Here is a 13748-nt window from a genome sequence, read left to right on the forward strand (position 1 = left end):
CGTGTGGGGGATCAGGCGCCGATGCCGTCGTAGAACGGGTACTGGTCGTACACCGTGACGCGGTGCGAGACGGCCGGCTCCGCAGTGGTGGTGTGCAGGGCCCGGTGGACGAGGCTGCGGTTGTCCCAGACGAGGAGATCGCCCTGCTCGAAGGTCTGCAGGTGGATGTTCTCGTGCTCGAAGGTGTCGTCGAGCTGGCCGCTGGACTCCAGGAGGGCCGTCAGCAGGGACTTGTCCAGCGCGTTGCCGTCCGCGTCCAGCAGGCCGGTGGTGAAGCCCTCGCTGATGTAGAGGACGGTCTCGCCGGTGGCGGGGTGCTTGAAGGCGGTCGGGTGCGGCGACGGGGGAGTCTTCGCCTGGATCTCGTCGACCAGCTCGCCGACGGGGCGGTAGACGTCCTCGGGGCGGATCTTGAAGTAGCGGCTGACGTTCTGCACCGCGCGGGTGCCCTCGACGGCGCGCTTCAGCTCGTCGGACAGGCCCTCGTAGGCGCGGCCCATGTCGATGAAATAGGTGCCGCGGTTCTGCTTGGGGACGACCTGCGGGTAGATGAGGGTCAGCCCGAAGGGGTTCGGCATGAACTGGTAGTCCGCGTGCCAGAACTTGCCGGTCTTCGGGACGCCGACCTGGGTGCCGTCCGCGCTCGCCACATTCGACGACACGAAGATCTCGGAGACCTCCGGGTGCTGGTACATCGGCTCGTAGTACGTCTCCACGGTGCCGAGGCGGCGGCCGAGTTCGGCGAACTCCGGGGAGGACAGGTGCTGGTTTCGCAGCACGACGATCTTGTCGTTGTAGACGCGGTTCTTGATCTCCTCGAAATCCGCTGCCGTGGCGGTGGCGAGATCGAATTCCTCGACGGTTACGCCGAACTTCTTGTCTTCCTGGCGGAGAATCTTCACGAGAACCTCTCTCGGTGGTCAGGTCGCACTCGGCCGAGGCTATCGAGGCAGGCTAAAGCCCTTGTTATCCCTGGCTTTCCCTCGGAGAAACCGGAACCGGAATTGCAGCTTCGGCCGCAGCCCGGCTCTTGACGGTCGCGGCATAGACGTCGACGTATTCCTGGCCGGTCAGGGCGGATATCTCCTGGGTGATCCGGTTCGTGACCTCGCGGCGTGCGCGGCGGTCGGCCTCGCGGCCGGCGTGCTCGGGGAAGGTCATGGGGGCGCCGAAGCGGACGTCGAAGCGGGAGACGTAGAGGCGTTTGGCGCCGGCCGGGTGCACCCGCTCCGTGCCGGTCAGCCCGCAGGGGACCACCGGCGCCCCGCTCCGCATCGCGATCCACGCCGTGCCCGTGTTGCCCTTGTACAGGCGGCCGTCGGGCGACCGGGTGCCCTCGATGTGCACGCCGACCCCGTGCCCCTCGCGCGTGATCCGCAGGGAGGTCTCCAGGCCCGCCATGGTCGCGGAACCGCTCGTCCCGTCCACGGAGATCATCCCGACGGAACGGAAGAACAGGCCCTGCAGCCGGCCCTTGAGGCCCGGCATCTCAAGCCAGCCCTGCTTGCCCACGAAATAGAGGTGCCGCGGGACCAGCAGCGCGATGAATATGGAGTCGAAAAAGGACAGGTGGTTCGCCGCGATGATGAAGGGGCCGGACTTCGGCAGGTTCCCGACACCGCTGACGCGGGGCCGCAGGACGAGCCGCAACGGAATGAGGAGAAGCCGCCTCAGCAGCATCCGGAGCATGTGCAGGTCTCCCTCTCTGAACGTCTCGGCCGAGCGTTCACCGGGAATATAGGAGGGGTCGGCAGGGCGGGCAAGGATCGTTTAGTGCCGCGGTCAGCCGGACGAAAGGGATTCTTTAGCCGCGCGTAGTGCGCCCGTTGTTAGGCTGCTGCGCGTTTCACTGCTCAGGATTCAGAGACGAGGATGTCGTGCCCCAGCCCGCCGATCTTGCTTCCGTCCGTGCCTTCGTCGAGCGCGAACTCGTCGACTTCGGGGCGGAGCCCGACGCGATCACGGACCAGGCCAGGCTGGAGGAACTGGAGATCGACTCGCTGGGCGTCGTCGAGCTCACCGCGTCCGTCAAGCGCGAGTTCGCCGTCGACGTCCCCCTCGAAGCGCTGACCAAGGACCTCACGGTCGCTGCGGTCGTCGCCCTGATCCAGGACGCGGCGACGGCCTGACCGGACGGCGCCGCACGGAGCGGGCCGGTCCCGGATCACCGTCCGGGGCCGGCCCTTGCGCGTACCCGGCCGTGGTCAGCCCGCGGGCGGGCGCTCCGCGTCGAACGGGGCGTAGCGCCGTCGTTCCCACGGGTACGCGGGCAGGTCCAGGACCCGGCGGGGCAGGTCCGCGAACCCGGGGGCCGTGTCCGCCGCGACCTCCCGCACCTCCGGCGGGGTCAGGCCCTCGGCGACGGCGCCCAGGGCGGCCGCCGCCCGGTGCCGGTCGGACGCCTCGACCCGGATACGGGTGGCCAGGGCCGTACGGCCGTGCGTGACGGTGTAGGCGAAGGCGGCGTACTCCTCGTCCTTGATGCCGGCCAGGCGCGCGGCCAGCCGCGCCGCGTAGGACCGCAGCGCGGCCGGGGTCCGGGCCGACACCTCGAAGCCGGTCACGGCTACGGCCGCGGCCGGGCCCGCGGCCGGCGCCGGGTCCGGCGCCGGGGCGCCGAGCACGACGTGCGCGTTGGTGCCGCTCATGCCGAAGGAGCTGACGCCCGCGTACGCGCCGGCGCCGGCGGGCCACGGCTCCAGTTCGGTCGGGATGCGCAAGCCCGTCCCCGACAGGTCGATGCGCGGGTTCAGGGTGGTGAAGTGCGGCACGGGCGGCACCGCCCGGTGCCGCAGGCTCAGCATGGCCTTGATCAGCCCCAGCACACCCGCCGCCGACTCGGTGTGGCCCAGGTTCGCCTTGGCCGAGCCGAGCAGGACCGGCGCCCCCGCGCCGCCCGGCCGACCCAGGGCCGCCGCCAGCGCCTCCACCTCGATCGGATCGCCCAGCGACGTACCGGTGCCGTGGGCCTCCACATGGCCGATGTCGGCCGGGCCCAGGCCCGCCTCCGCCAGCGCCCGCTCCACCAGCCGGGTCTGCGCCAGCACGTTGGGCGCGGTGAAGCCCGAGGCCCGCCCGTCGTGGTTGACCGCCGAACCGTGGATCACCGCGTGCACCCGGTCGCCGTCGCGCACGGCGTCCGCCAGCCGCTTGAGGACCACGATGCCGCAGCCCTCCGACCGGGTGAAGCCGTTGGCCCGCGCGTCGAACGGACGGCACACCCCGTCCGGGGACAGGGCCCCCGTGCGCGCCGCGAGCGCGGTCCCGTGCGGTGACAGCACCAGGTTCACCCCGCCGGCCACCGCGATGTCGCACTCGCCGCTGCGCAGCGCCTGCCGCGCCAGATGCACCGTCACCAGCGAGGAGGAGCAGGCCGTGTCCACGGCCATGGCCGGGCCGGTCAGGCCCAGGGTGTGCGCGAGCCGCCCGGCGGAGAAGCAGTGCCCGTTGCCGGTCGCCCAGTACGAGTCGGGCCCCTCGCGCATCCACTCCCGGTAGTCCTGGCCGGTGATGCCCACGTACAGGCCGGCCGCGGCGGCCGCCGCCCGGCCGGCGGGGATGCCGGCGTCGTCCAGGGCCTCCCAGACCACTTCGAGCAGCATCCGGTGCTGCGGGTCCAGGGAGCGCCCCTCGCGGGGCGCGACACCGAAGAACGGGCCGTCGAACTCCAGCACCTCGTCCAGGAACCCGCCCCGGTGCGGCACCTCGTCCCAGGCCTCCCCGAAGGGCGCCCGCCGCGACTGCGGGATCGGGCGCACCGCGTCCGCCCCCGACGCCAGCGCCGACCAGTAGCCGTCGAGGTCCTCGATGCCGCCGGGGGCCCGCAGGCCGACGCCGACCACGGCGACCGGCTGGGCGCCCCGCAGCGCCGCCAGCTCCTCGCGCAGGGCACGGATCGTCTCCATGGCCCGGCTGACCGGGGTCGCGCGGGCCGCGCCCGCCGCCCTGCCGCTGTCCTGTTCCACCGTCAGGCCTCCTGTTCCGCGAGCCGCTCCACCAGCGCCCCGGCCAGCGGCCGCAGCGCCCCGTACGTCCACAGGAGCGTCGGCGACAGCCGCAGCCCCAGATCGGCCTCCAGCCGGTTGCGCAGCTCCAGGCTCATCAGCGAGTCCAGTCCGAGCGACTTCAGGGGCGTCTCGCGGTCGATGGAGTCCGCGGACAGCCGCAGCACCCTGCCGGCGAGCTGCCGTACGCGCTCCTCGACCACCGCGTGCCGCTCCTCCTCGGGGCAGCCGCCCAGCAACTGGCGGAAGTCGCCGCCCGAGCCGGCGCCCGGCTCCCCCGTCGTGCGCAGCAGGCTCCAGCTGGGCAGGCCCGCCGCCGCCGGGTACGTCTCGAACCAGCGGCGCGGGTCCAAGGCCACGTACCCCACGACGCTCTCGCCCTCCGCGAGGAAGGACTCCAGCGCCCGCCAGGCCTCGGCGGCCTCGAAGCCGTCCATGCCGCGGTCCGCGAGGCGCTCGCCGCGCTCGGCGGACCGGGCCGCCAGGCCGATGCCGTCGAAGGTGCCCCACTGGACGCTGAGCGCGGGCCGGCCCGCGGCCCGCCGGGCCGCGGCCAGCGCGTCCATGTACGTGTTGGCCGCCGCGTAGGCGGACTGGCCGACGTTGCCGACGAGCCCTGCGGCCGAGGAGAACAGCACGAAGAGGTCCAGCGGATCGTCCGCCGTCAGCCGGTCCAGTGCGGCGGCCCCGTCCGCCTTCGGCGCCAGCACCCGGGCCACGCCCGCCGCGTCGAGGTTGCGCACGACGGCGTCGGAGAGGACGCCCGCCGCGTGGAACACGCCGCGCAGCGCCGGCAGTTCGGCCCGCACCCGGGCCAGCGCCAGGTCCAGGGAGGTGGCGTCGGCGACGTCCGCGTGCACCACCGCGACCCGGGCGCCGGCCGCGCGCAGCGCCGCTATGCGCTCCGCGGCGTGCGGGGAGGGCTCCGAACGGCCCAGCAGGGCCAGGGCGGTTGCCCCGCGCTCCACCAGGTGCTCGGCCAGCGAGATCCCCAGGTCGCCCAGGCCGCCGGTGATCAGATAGGTGCCGTCGGCGCGGAACCGGCCGTACGGCAGAGGGTCCGCGACCACCCGCTCGACGGTCTGCGGCCCGTACAGCACGAACTTGCCGATGTGGTCGCCGTGCGACATGGCGCGCAGCGCCTCGGCCGCGTTGTCGAAGGTGTACTGGGTGACGGGCAGGGCCGTGAGCCGGCCCGCCTCCACCTCGTCCCAGACCGCGCGGAAGAGGCGCGCGAACCGCTGGGGCCGCCGCATGACGAGCCCCTCCAGGTCCACCGCCGCGAAGCTGACGCCCTTGCGGAAGGGGGCGAGGCCCAGCGTGCGCTCGCCGTGGATGTCCTTCTTGCCGACCTCGACGAACCGGCCGTCCTCGGCGAGCACCTCCAGGCCGCGCGCGATGGCGGCGCCGGTCAGCGAGTTGAGGACGACGTCGACGCCGCGGCCGCCCGTGCGCTCCGACACGGCGTCCGCCCAGGACAGGTCGCGCGAGTCGAAGACGTGCTCGACGCCCAGTTCCCGCAGGTAGGCCCGCTTGGCGGCGCTGCCCGCCGTCGCGATGACCTCGGCGCCCAGCATCCGGGCCACCTGGACGGCGGCCAGACCCAGACCGCCGGCCGCCGAGTGGACCAGGACGGTCTCGCCCGGCTCCGTGCGGGCCAGGTCGTGCAGCGCGTACCAGGCGGTCGCCAGGACCAGCGGCAGCGCGGCGGCGTCCTCCTGCGCCATCTCCTGCGGCACCGGCCGCGCGTGGTCGGCGCGGACGGTCACGTGCGAGACGATCGCGCCGAAGACGCAGGCCACCACCCGGTCGCCGACACGGAACCCGGTCGTGCCGGGGCCCACCGAGACGACCCGGCCGGAGCAGTCCCCGCCGAGCAGCTCCTTGCCGCCGGCCTCGTCGGGGTAGGTGCCCACGGCCTTCATCACGTCGATGAAGTTCAGGGAGGCCGCGTCCACCTCGATCTCGATCTCGCCCGGCCCAGGCCGCCTGCGCACCAGCGGCAGGTAGCGCAGGGACTCCCACAGTCCGGGCCGCGGCCCCGGATGCAGCCGGAACGGCTGGCGGCCCGTGTACGGCAGCGGAACGGCCGCGTCGTCCGGGCGGTGCCCGCCGCGCTCCAGCCGGCCGGCCAGGCGCCGCTCCCCGCGGCTGAGGACCTGGTCCTCGCGCTCGGCGTCCAGCAGTTCCCGTACGACGCCGGCCGTCCACCCCTCGTCGCCCGCGGTGTCCACCAGCCGCGCCGCCAGCCCCGGGTGCTCGCCCTGCACCACCCGTACGAAACCCCAGTACAGGGCCGCTCCGGGGTCGGGCGCCTCGGTGGCCGACGCGGCCTGCGCCCGCGTGGTCAGCACCGTCAGGCGGGGCGCCACCGGCCGGTCCGCGCAGGCCCCGGCGAGCGCGCCGAGGGCCTCCAGGCCCGCCCGCTGCTCCTCCTCGCCGGCCGCACGGTCCGGGGCGACGAACACGACCTCCCCGCCGTCGGCGGCCCGCAGCGCCTCGGCCCAGGCCTGCGTCCCGCCGGCCCAGGCCCGCGGCAGCGCCACGGCGGTGCCGCCCAGCGCACCGGCCAGTGCGACGACGGCGGTGCGGGCCGACTCCGGGCCGCACACCAGCCAGGGCCCCCGCTCCGCGCCCGGTCCCGGTCCCGCGTACGGGCGTTCGTGGAAGCCGAACCGGTGCACGCGCTCGGGAGCCGGCCCGGACCGCTCGCCCGTGCGCAGGCGGCGCAGCTCCAGCCCGCTCACGCGGGCCACCGGCTGGCGGTCCGGCCCGTACAGGGCCAGGTCGAAGAGCCCGTCGGGGCGGCGCACCGCGTGCACCCACAGCTCCGTCAGGTCCGAGGGCCGCCCCGGCAGCAGCGCGATCCGCCCGATCGCGACGGGCACCACGGTGTCCTCGTGCCCGCACAGCGCGAGGGAGAGCTGGAACGCCCCGTCCCACAGGGCCGGGTGCAGGACGAACCGGCGGGCGCCGGGCCGGCACTGCTCGGCCAGGGCCACCCGGCCCAGCGCCTCGTCGCCGTGCACACGCAGTTCGCGTACGCCCTGGAAGGCCGGGCCGTACCGCAGGCCGCGGGCGGTGCAGGACCGGTAGAACGCGGCCCCGTCGACGGCCGGCTCCCTCAACAGGCCGGTGGGGAAGACCGGCGGGGCCGCCTGCTCGGCGCGGTAGGAGGCGTGCGCCGTCATGTGCCGCGTCCAGCCGTCGCCGCCGTCGGGCAGCGACAGCACCTCCAGTCCGGCGCCCTCGCCGGCGTCCTCGCGCCAGACGCCGCCCAGGTGCAGCCCGCCGTCCGCGAGGGTCATGTCGCTGAGGAAGGACAGGCCGCGCAGCGACTGCGGGACACCGCCGGTACGGGCGGCCGCCGTGCCCAGGCACAGCTCGATCGAGGCCGCGGCGGGCACGACGACGGCGTCGTGCACCTGGTGGTCGGCGAGCCAGGGGTGGGATGCGGTGCCGATCTCGGTGGTGCCGTGCCAGGTGCCGGCCTCGGTCGGCAGCGGGGCGAGCGGGAAGGCGAAGGCGGCCGAACGGCCCGCTCCGCGCTGGGGCGCCCCGACCCAGTAGCTCTCGCGCTGCCACGGGTACGCGGGCACCCCCGCGTCGCGTGACGCCGGGCGCGGCCCGTACGCCGTCAGGCCCGCGACATGGCCCTGTGCGAAGCTCTCGGCGAGGTCCTCGGGGGCGCCGCGGTCGCGGTGCAGGGTGCCCAGGACGGCCGGCGGCTCCTTGCGCAGCGCGCCGATCTGCTCCAGCGCCGGCACCAGGACGGGGTGCGCGCTGACCTCCACGACGTGGGTGACGCCCTCGTCGAGGAGCGCGTCCATGGCCTGCGCGAAGCGCACCGGGCGGCACAGGTTCTCCACCCAGTACGCCCCGTCCATCTCCGGGCCCGCCAGTTCCGCGGCGCGCACCGTGGACATGAGGGGGATCGAGCCCTCGGCGGGCCGGACGGGGGCGAGCACCTCGTGCAGTTCGCCGGTCAGGTCGAGCATGAGCGGGCTGTGGGACGCGTAGTCCACGTTGATCAGACGGCAGTACGTGCCGTCCGCCTCCAGGAGTTCCTTCAGCAGCAGCACCGAGTCGGCGTCGCCGGAGAGCACACAGGAGCTGGGGCCGTTGTGCACGGCGAGCGCCACGCAGTCCTCGAAGCCCTCCAGGGCGGCGGCGGCCGCGTCGGCGTCGAGGTCGACGGCGAGCATCCGGCCGGTGCCCGCGGCGGTGCGCAGCAGGACGGCGCTGCGCCGGGCCACGACGAGGGCGGCGTCCTCCAGGGAGAGGATCCCGGCCACGGTGGCGGCGGCGATCTCGCCCTGGCTGTGGCCGACGACGACGTCCGGTTCCACGCCGGCCGTGCGCCAGGCGGCGGCCAGGGCGACGGAGACCGCCCACAGCACCGGCTGGACGATGTCGACGCGGCCCATCCAGGCGTCGCCGTCGCGGCCGGTGAGCACCTCGGTCAGGGACCAGTCGGTGTGCGGGGCGAGCGCCGCGGCGCACCGGTCGATCACCGCGGCGAACGCCGGGTCCTCGGCGTACAGCCGGGCGCCCATGGCGGCCCACTGCGAGCCCTGGCCGGGGAAGACGAAGGCGGTACGGCCGCGCTCCCGGGCCCGGCCGCCGACGGTGCCCGTCGCGGTGGCCTCCGGGTCGGCGGCGTAGGCGTCGAGCGCCGAGCGCAGGCCGTCGCCGTCGGTGGCGACGAGGCCCGCCCGGAAGGGGAACTGGTCGCGCTGCCAGCCCAGGGTGGCGGCGATCTCCCGCGGATCGGCGCCGGGGGCGTCCAGGGCCGCGCGCACGTCGCGGGCGCGCTGGACCAGCGCCGCCTGGCTGTGGGCGCTCAGCGGCAGGACGAAGGGCCTCCGGCCGTGGTCCCGCGGCGCGGCCTCGTCCGCCGGCGCGGTGGCCGGCGGGGCCGCGGTGATCACGGCGTGTGCGTTGGTGCCGCCCCAGCCGAAGGAGCTGACGCCCAGGTAGACCGGAGCGCCGTCCGCGGGCAGCGGCAGCGGCTCCCGCACGACCTCCAGGCCCAGTTCACCGAAGGGGATGTCCGGGTTGAGCTCGGCGGAGTGCAGGCTGGGCGGCACGACGCCGTTCTTCAGCGAGAGCACCGCCTTGAAGAGGCCGGCGAGCGCGGCCACCGGTTCGAGGTGCCCGATGTTCGTCTTCACCGACCCGATGCCGAGCGGCCGGCCCGCCCGTTCGGGGGCCTGCCCCAGCACCCTGCCCAGGGCGGTCGCCTCGACCGGGTCGCCCGCCCGGGTGCCGGTGCCGTGCGCCTCCACGTAGGCGACCCGGTCGACGGGGATGCCGGAGTCGTTGTAGACGCGGCGCAGCAGGTCCTCCTGGCCGGCGAGGCTGGGCGTCACCAGGCTGGTGCCGCCGCCGTCGTTGTTCGAGGCGGTGCGCACGATCACGGCGTGCACGCGGTCCCCGTCCCGGCGGGCCCGCTCCAGGGTCTTGAGGTAGACGGCGGCCACGCCCTCGCCGCGTACGAAGCCGTCCGCGCCGGCGCCGAAGGCGCTGCACCGGCCCGTGGGGGACAGACCGCCGAAGTGGGTGAGGCCGATGGTCACGTCCGGGGTCAGCATGAGGTTGGCGGCGCCGACCAGCGCGCCGTCCACGTCGCCGGCCCGGATGGCCTGGCAGGCCAGGTGCAGGGCGACGAGGGACGAGGAGCAGCCGGTCTCCAGGGTCAGGCTGGGACCCGTGAGACCGAGGAAGTAGGAGATCCGCGCCGACAGCATGTCGAGGGCGTTGCCGGATATGGAGTGCTGGGTGGGGCGGGCGCCGCGGTCCTCGCGCAGCCGCTCGTAGTCCTGCCACAGACCGCCGAAGTAGACGCCGGTCCGGGTGCCGCTCAGGCTCGCGGTGGGCACTCCGGCGTCCTCCAGCGCCAGCCAGCTGGTCTCCAGCATCAGTCGCTGCTGGGGGTCGAGGACCTCCGCCTCGCGCGGCGAGACCCCGAAGAAGGCGGCGTCGAACTCGTCGATGCCTTCCAGGAAGCCGCCGTGGCCCTGGATCTCCTTCTCCGGGTCCAGGGGCTGGTCGGTCCTCCAACGGGCCGACGGGATCGGGCGGATCGCGTCGCCGCCATCCATGAGCAGGTCCCAGAACCGGTCCGTGTCGGGAGCCTCGGGGAATCGCCCCGCCATCCCCACGATGGCGATCAGCTCAGCCGGGTCGTGATGCACTTCCTACCTCCGTACGGCAGGGGGCCGGAGCTCCGGATCTCCCTGGTTCGTTCATGGGTTCTGGTACGCGGGCCGGGCGGGCCGGCGGGAGCGGCCGAGAGGCCTACGGGGTGCGCAGCACCACGGCCGAGGCCTGGCCGTGCGCGTCGGTCGTCAGGACCAGCGCGGGCCCGCCCGCCAGGTCCCGCGGCCCGTCTGCGGCGGCGAGCGCGGGCAGGTCCGGATCCGGGCCGCCCCGGCCCGCGGTGGGCGGGGCGCACCGGTCGGCCAGGGCCCTCGCGGTCAGCGCGGCCTGGAGCAGGGTGGTGGCGCCCGCGCAGTCCCCGAGGGCGCCGAAGGGGCTGTGGACGGGGGTGCGGGATCCGACGGCCCCGTGCACGGCGAAGGCCTCGGCGCGGTCGGTGTGCGGGTCGCCGGCGGCGGACGAGCAGACGAGGGAGAGGTCCCCGGCCGCGACGCCGGCCTCGCGCAGGGCCGCGGCGACGGCGGGAGCGGCGGCGCTCGCGCCGCCGGCGCCGCCCCGCAGGGCGCTCACACCCGCGATCTCGGCGTGCACCCGGGCACCTCGGGCCCGGGCCCGCGCGGCGTCCTCGACGACGAGCACCACGGCCGCCTCGCCGGGAGGGGCGCCCGCCCGGTCCGCGCCGAACGGCCGGGGCGTGCCCGCCCGTTCACCGGCGGCCAGCCGCAGCGGGTCCAGCACGTCCACGGCCGCCACGAGCACGGCCTCCGCCTGCCCCGTACGGACGTGGTCGGCGGCGACGGCCAGCGCGTGCGCCCCGGAGCAGCGGCCGGCCGTCACGGTGACGATGCTGCCCTGCGCGCCGGCGGCGATGGACAGGTCCGAGGCCGCGGCGTTCAGGCTGCCCTGCGGGCCGGCGTACGGGCTGACCAGCTCCGGCCCGAGGGTCAGGCCGTCGCGCATCACCTGGAGGTAGCCCGTCAGGCCGCCGGCGGCCGTGCCCAGGACGACGGCGGTCTCCTGCGGGTCCGGGGCCGTCCCCGGCCCGAATCCGGCGTCCTGCCAGGCGAGCATCCCGACCCGGGAGACCAGCAGGGACTCGCGGCTGAGCGCGCGCAGCCGCTTGCGGCCGAAGGCCGGTACGTCCGGCAGGTCGTCGGCGAGCGCGCCGGCCGTGGCCTTCACCACGCCCGGGTACAGGCCGTCGGTGGCGGTGGCCCGCGTGAAGCCGGTCCGCCCGGCGAGCAGCGCCTCCCAGGTCGCGTCGAGGCTGCCGCCGAGCGGACTGGCCAGGGCGATGCCGGTGACGGCGGCCGTCGGGCTCATCGTGCGCTCCCTGCTGTGCTCGTGCGGGTGAAGACGGTGCAGGCGGTGTTGCCCCCGAAGCCGAAGGCGTTGTTGACGGCGACCCGCACCGGCGTCTCGCGCGCCTGGCCGCGTACGACGTCGACATCGCACTGCGGGTCCAGGTCGACCAGGTTGGCCGTGGGCGGGACCACCCCGTCGCGCAGCGCCAGGACGCACGCCACGGCCTCGATGGCGCTGGCCGCGCCCTGCGTGTGGCCGAGGGCCCCCTTCAGCGAGGTCACGGCGGGTGTGCGGGGTCCGAAGACGTCGCGCAGGGCCTGTGCCTCGACGCGGTCGTTGGAGGGGGTGCCGGTGCCGTGGGCGCTGACGTGGTCGACACGGTCGGGGGAGATCCCGGCGTACTTCAGGGCCCGCAGCATGGAGCGGCGGGCGCCGCTGCCCTGCGGGTGCGGGGCCGTCATGTGGTGTGCGTCCGACGCCGAGGCCCAGCCCGCCAGTTCGGCGTGGACGTGCGCGCCGCGCCGGCGGGCGTGCTCGTACGACTCCAGGACCAGGGCGGCCGCCCCCTCGGAGACGATGAGCCCCGCCCGGTCGCGGTCGAAGGGCCGCAGGAAGTCGGGGGCCAGTGAGCGCAGGCTGGAGAACATCATCATGATGCCGCTGGACAGTTCGTCGACACCGCCGGCGATCATCACGTCGGCGCGGCCCGCCCGGATGGTGTCCGCGGCGTGGGCGAGCGCGCTGTTGCCCGAGGCGCAGGCCGTCGCGACGGCCAGGCCCGGTCCGAGGAAGCCCAGTTCGCGGGCGACCGCGTCGGTGAGGTCCGGCGCCGGCCGCGGCCCCGGGTGCGGCGCCCCGCCGGTGTCCGCGCCGCGGTGGAAGCCGGTCACGGCCGGTTCGAGACCGGCGCGGCTGCCGAGGAGCGTGCCCAGGCAGACGCCCGCCCGGTACGGGTCGCCGGTCCACCGGGGGATCCCCGCGTCGGCGGCGGCCGCCGCGGCCGCGGCCCTCGCGAGCGCCAGGCTGCGCTCCCCGCCGGCCCGCGGCGCGTCGAAGCCGGCGACCTCGCCGGCCAGCGCGGCCGGGAAGTCGGCCGCGTCGGGACGGGTCAGCGGCCCCGTGCCCACCACCCCGCGGACCGCGGCGTCCCAGAAGCCCTCCACGGTCGTGCCGATCGGCGTGAGCACGCCGAGCCCGGTCACCACGACCCGTGCGGACCCCGTCTGCGCTGCCATCGCTGCCATCACCGCGCTCCCTCAGTTGCTAATGCCGCCATCGACCCGGATCACCTGTCCCGTGATGTAGGCGGCGCGGTCCGACGCGAGGAACGCCACGGTGTCGGCCACCTCCCACGCGGTGCCGATCCGGCGGAGCGGGATCGAGGCGATGACGCCGGCGCGGGCCTTCTCCGTCATGCCGTCGGTCATGTCCGTCGCGATCAGGCCGGGCGCCACCACGTTGGCGCGGACGCCGAAGCGGGCCACTTCCTTGGCCAGCGACTTGGTGAAGCCGATGATCCCGGCCTTGGAGGCCGCGTAGTTGGCCTGCGTGGCGCTGCCGCAGACGCCCGCCACGGACGACACGGTGACGATGCTTCCCCGGCCCTGCTTCATGAGGGTGAAGACGGCGGCCCGGCACACGTTGTAGGTACCGGTCAGGTTGGTGTCGATGACGCTGTTCCAGGCGTCCTGGCCCATCGTCACCAGCGGCCCGTCGTGGACGATGCCCGCGTTGGTGACGAGGGCGTCGATCGCCCCGAGCCGTTCCTGCGTCCGCTCCAGGAAGCCCCGTACGGCGTCGGGGTCGGTCACGTCCACGGACGCGTCGAAGACCCGGCCGCCGTGCTCGGCGGCGAGGGTTTCGAGCGCGTCGGCGTCGGCGGGCCGGGAGCGGTAGCAGTAGCCGACGTCGTACCCGTCGGACAGGAAGCGCTCCACGACGGCCCGGCCGATGCCGCGCGACCCGCCGGTGACGACCGCGACCCTGCGCGTGTCGTGCGGCATCAGGCGGCGAGCTTCTCGGCCAGCAGGTCGTGGACGACCTTGAAGGAGCGCATCAGCTGGAGGTTGGACTCCTCCATCTTCACCTGGTACTTGCGCTCCAGGGTGACGAGGATCTCCAGCGCCAGCAGGGAGTCGACGTCGAGGTCCTCCTTGAAGTCGGCGGTGTCGGTCACCTCGGAGGGGTCGACGTCCAGGATCTCCGCGATGGTGGAGCGGAGGTCCTCGGTGTCCAGTACGGCGGCGCCGGTGGTCTGCTCGGGCATGATCGTTCTCT

General features: G+C 74.9%; 9 protein-coding genes. 1 reads left to right on the forward strand and 8 read right to left on the reverse strand.

Going from position 1 to position 13748, the window contains the following annotated elements; all coding sequences use genetic code 11:
- Positions 1–11: 11 nt before the first annotated feature.
- Positions 12–902, reverse strand: a complete 891-nt coding sequence (locus ACFWFZ_RS10635; protein ID WP_387119618.1) for a TauD/TfdA dioxygenase family protein — start codon at positions 900–902, stop codon at positions 12–14.
- Positions 903–966: 64 nt separating this feature from the next.
- Entirely contained in the window at positions 967–1689 is a 723-nt protein-coding gene (locus tag ACFWFZ_RS10640; protein WP_387119621.1) for a lysophospholipid acyltransferase family protein, read from the reverse strand.
- 188 nt (positions 1690–1877) lie between these two features.
- On the opposite strand from ACFWFZ_RS10640, the gene ACFWFZ_RS10645 reads away from it, so the two are divergent.
- The gene (locus tag ACFWFZ_RS10645; RefSeq protein ID WP_387119625.1) at positions 1878–2129 is read left to right on the forward strand and encodes an acyl carrier protein; all 252 of its coding nucleotides are present in this window, start codon (positions 1878–1880) and stop codon (positions 2127–2129) included.
- 75 nt (positions 2130–2204) lie between these two features.
- Here ACFWFZ_RS10645 and ACFWFZ_RS10650 read toward each other — a convergent pair whose 3' ends face one another.
- The 6 genes from ACFWFZ_RS10650 to ACFWFZ_RS10675 form a co-directional block, all read right to left on the reverse strand.
- Positions 2205–3965, reverse strand: coding sequence for a polyketide synthase (locus tag ACFWFZ_RS10650; protein WP_387119628.1), 1761 nt, complete (start codon positions 3963–3965; stop codon positions 2205–2207).
- Positions 3966–3967: 2 nt separating this feature from the next.
- Positions 3968–10201: an SDR family NAD(P)-dependent oxidoreductase gene (locus tag ACFWFZ_RS10655; RefSeq protein ID WP_387119631.1), complete on the reverse strand. Its 6234-nt coding sequence runs from the start codon at positions 10199–10201 to the stop codon at positions 3968–3970.
- Positions 10202–10304: 103 nt separating this feature from the next.
- Positions 10305–11489 (reverse strand): beta-ketoacyl synthase N-terminal-like domain-containing protein, encoded by a 1185-nt coding sequence (locus ACFWFZ_RS10660; protein ID WP_387119634.1) that lies wholly within the window; start codon positions 11487–11489, stop codon positions 10305–10307.
- A complete protein-coding gene (locus ACFWFZ_RS10665) occupies positions 11486–12715 on the reverse strand; it encodes a beta-ketoacyl-[acyl-carrier-protein] synthase family protein (protein ID WP_387119637.1) in 1230 nt (409 codons plus the stop codon). The genes ACFWFZ_RS10660 and ACFWFZ_RS10665 overlap by 4 nt, the downstream gene beginning before the upstream one ends.
- Before the next feature lie 12 nt (positions 12716–12727).
- Positions 12728–13474, reverse strand: a complete 747-nt coding sequence (gene fabG, locus ACFWFZ_RS10670; RefSeq protein WP_387119640.1) for a 3-oxoacyl-ACP reductase FabG — start codon at positions 13472–13474, stop codon at positions 12728–12730.
- Positions 13474–13737, reverse strand: a complete 264-nt coding sequence (locus ACFWFZ_RS10675; protein ID WP_387119643.1) for an acyl carrier protein — start codon at positions 13735–13737, stop codon at positions 13474–13476. The genes fabG and ACFWFZ_RS10675 overlap by 1 nt, the downstream gene beginning before the upstream one ends.
- Positions 13738–13748 lie beyond the last annotated feature (11 nt).

It is taken from the genome of Streptomyces sp. NPDC060232 (assembly GCF_042726555.1).
Lineage (GTDB): Bacteria > Actinomycetota > Actinomycetes > Streptomycetales > Streptomycetaceae > Streptomyces.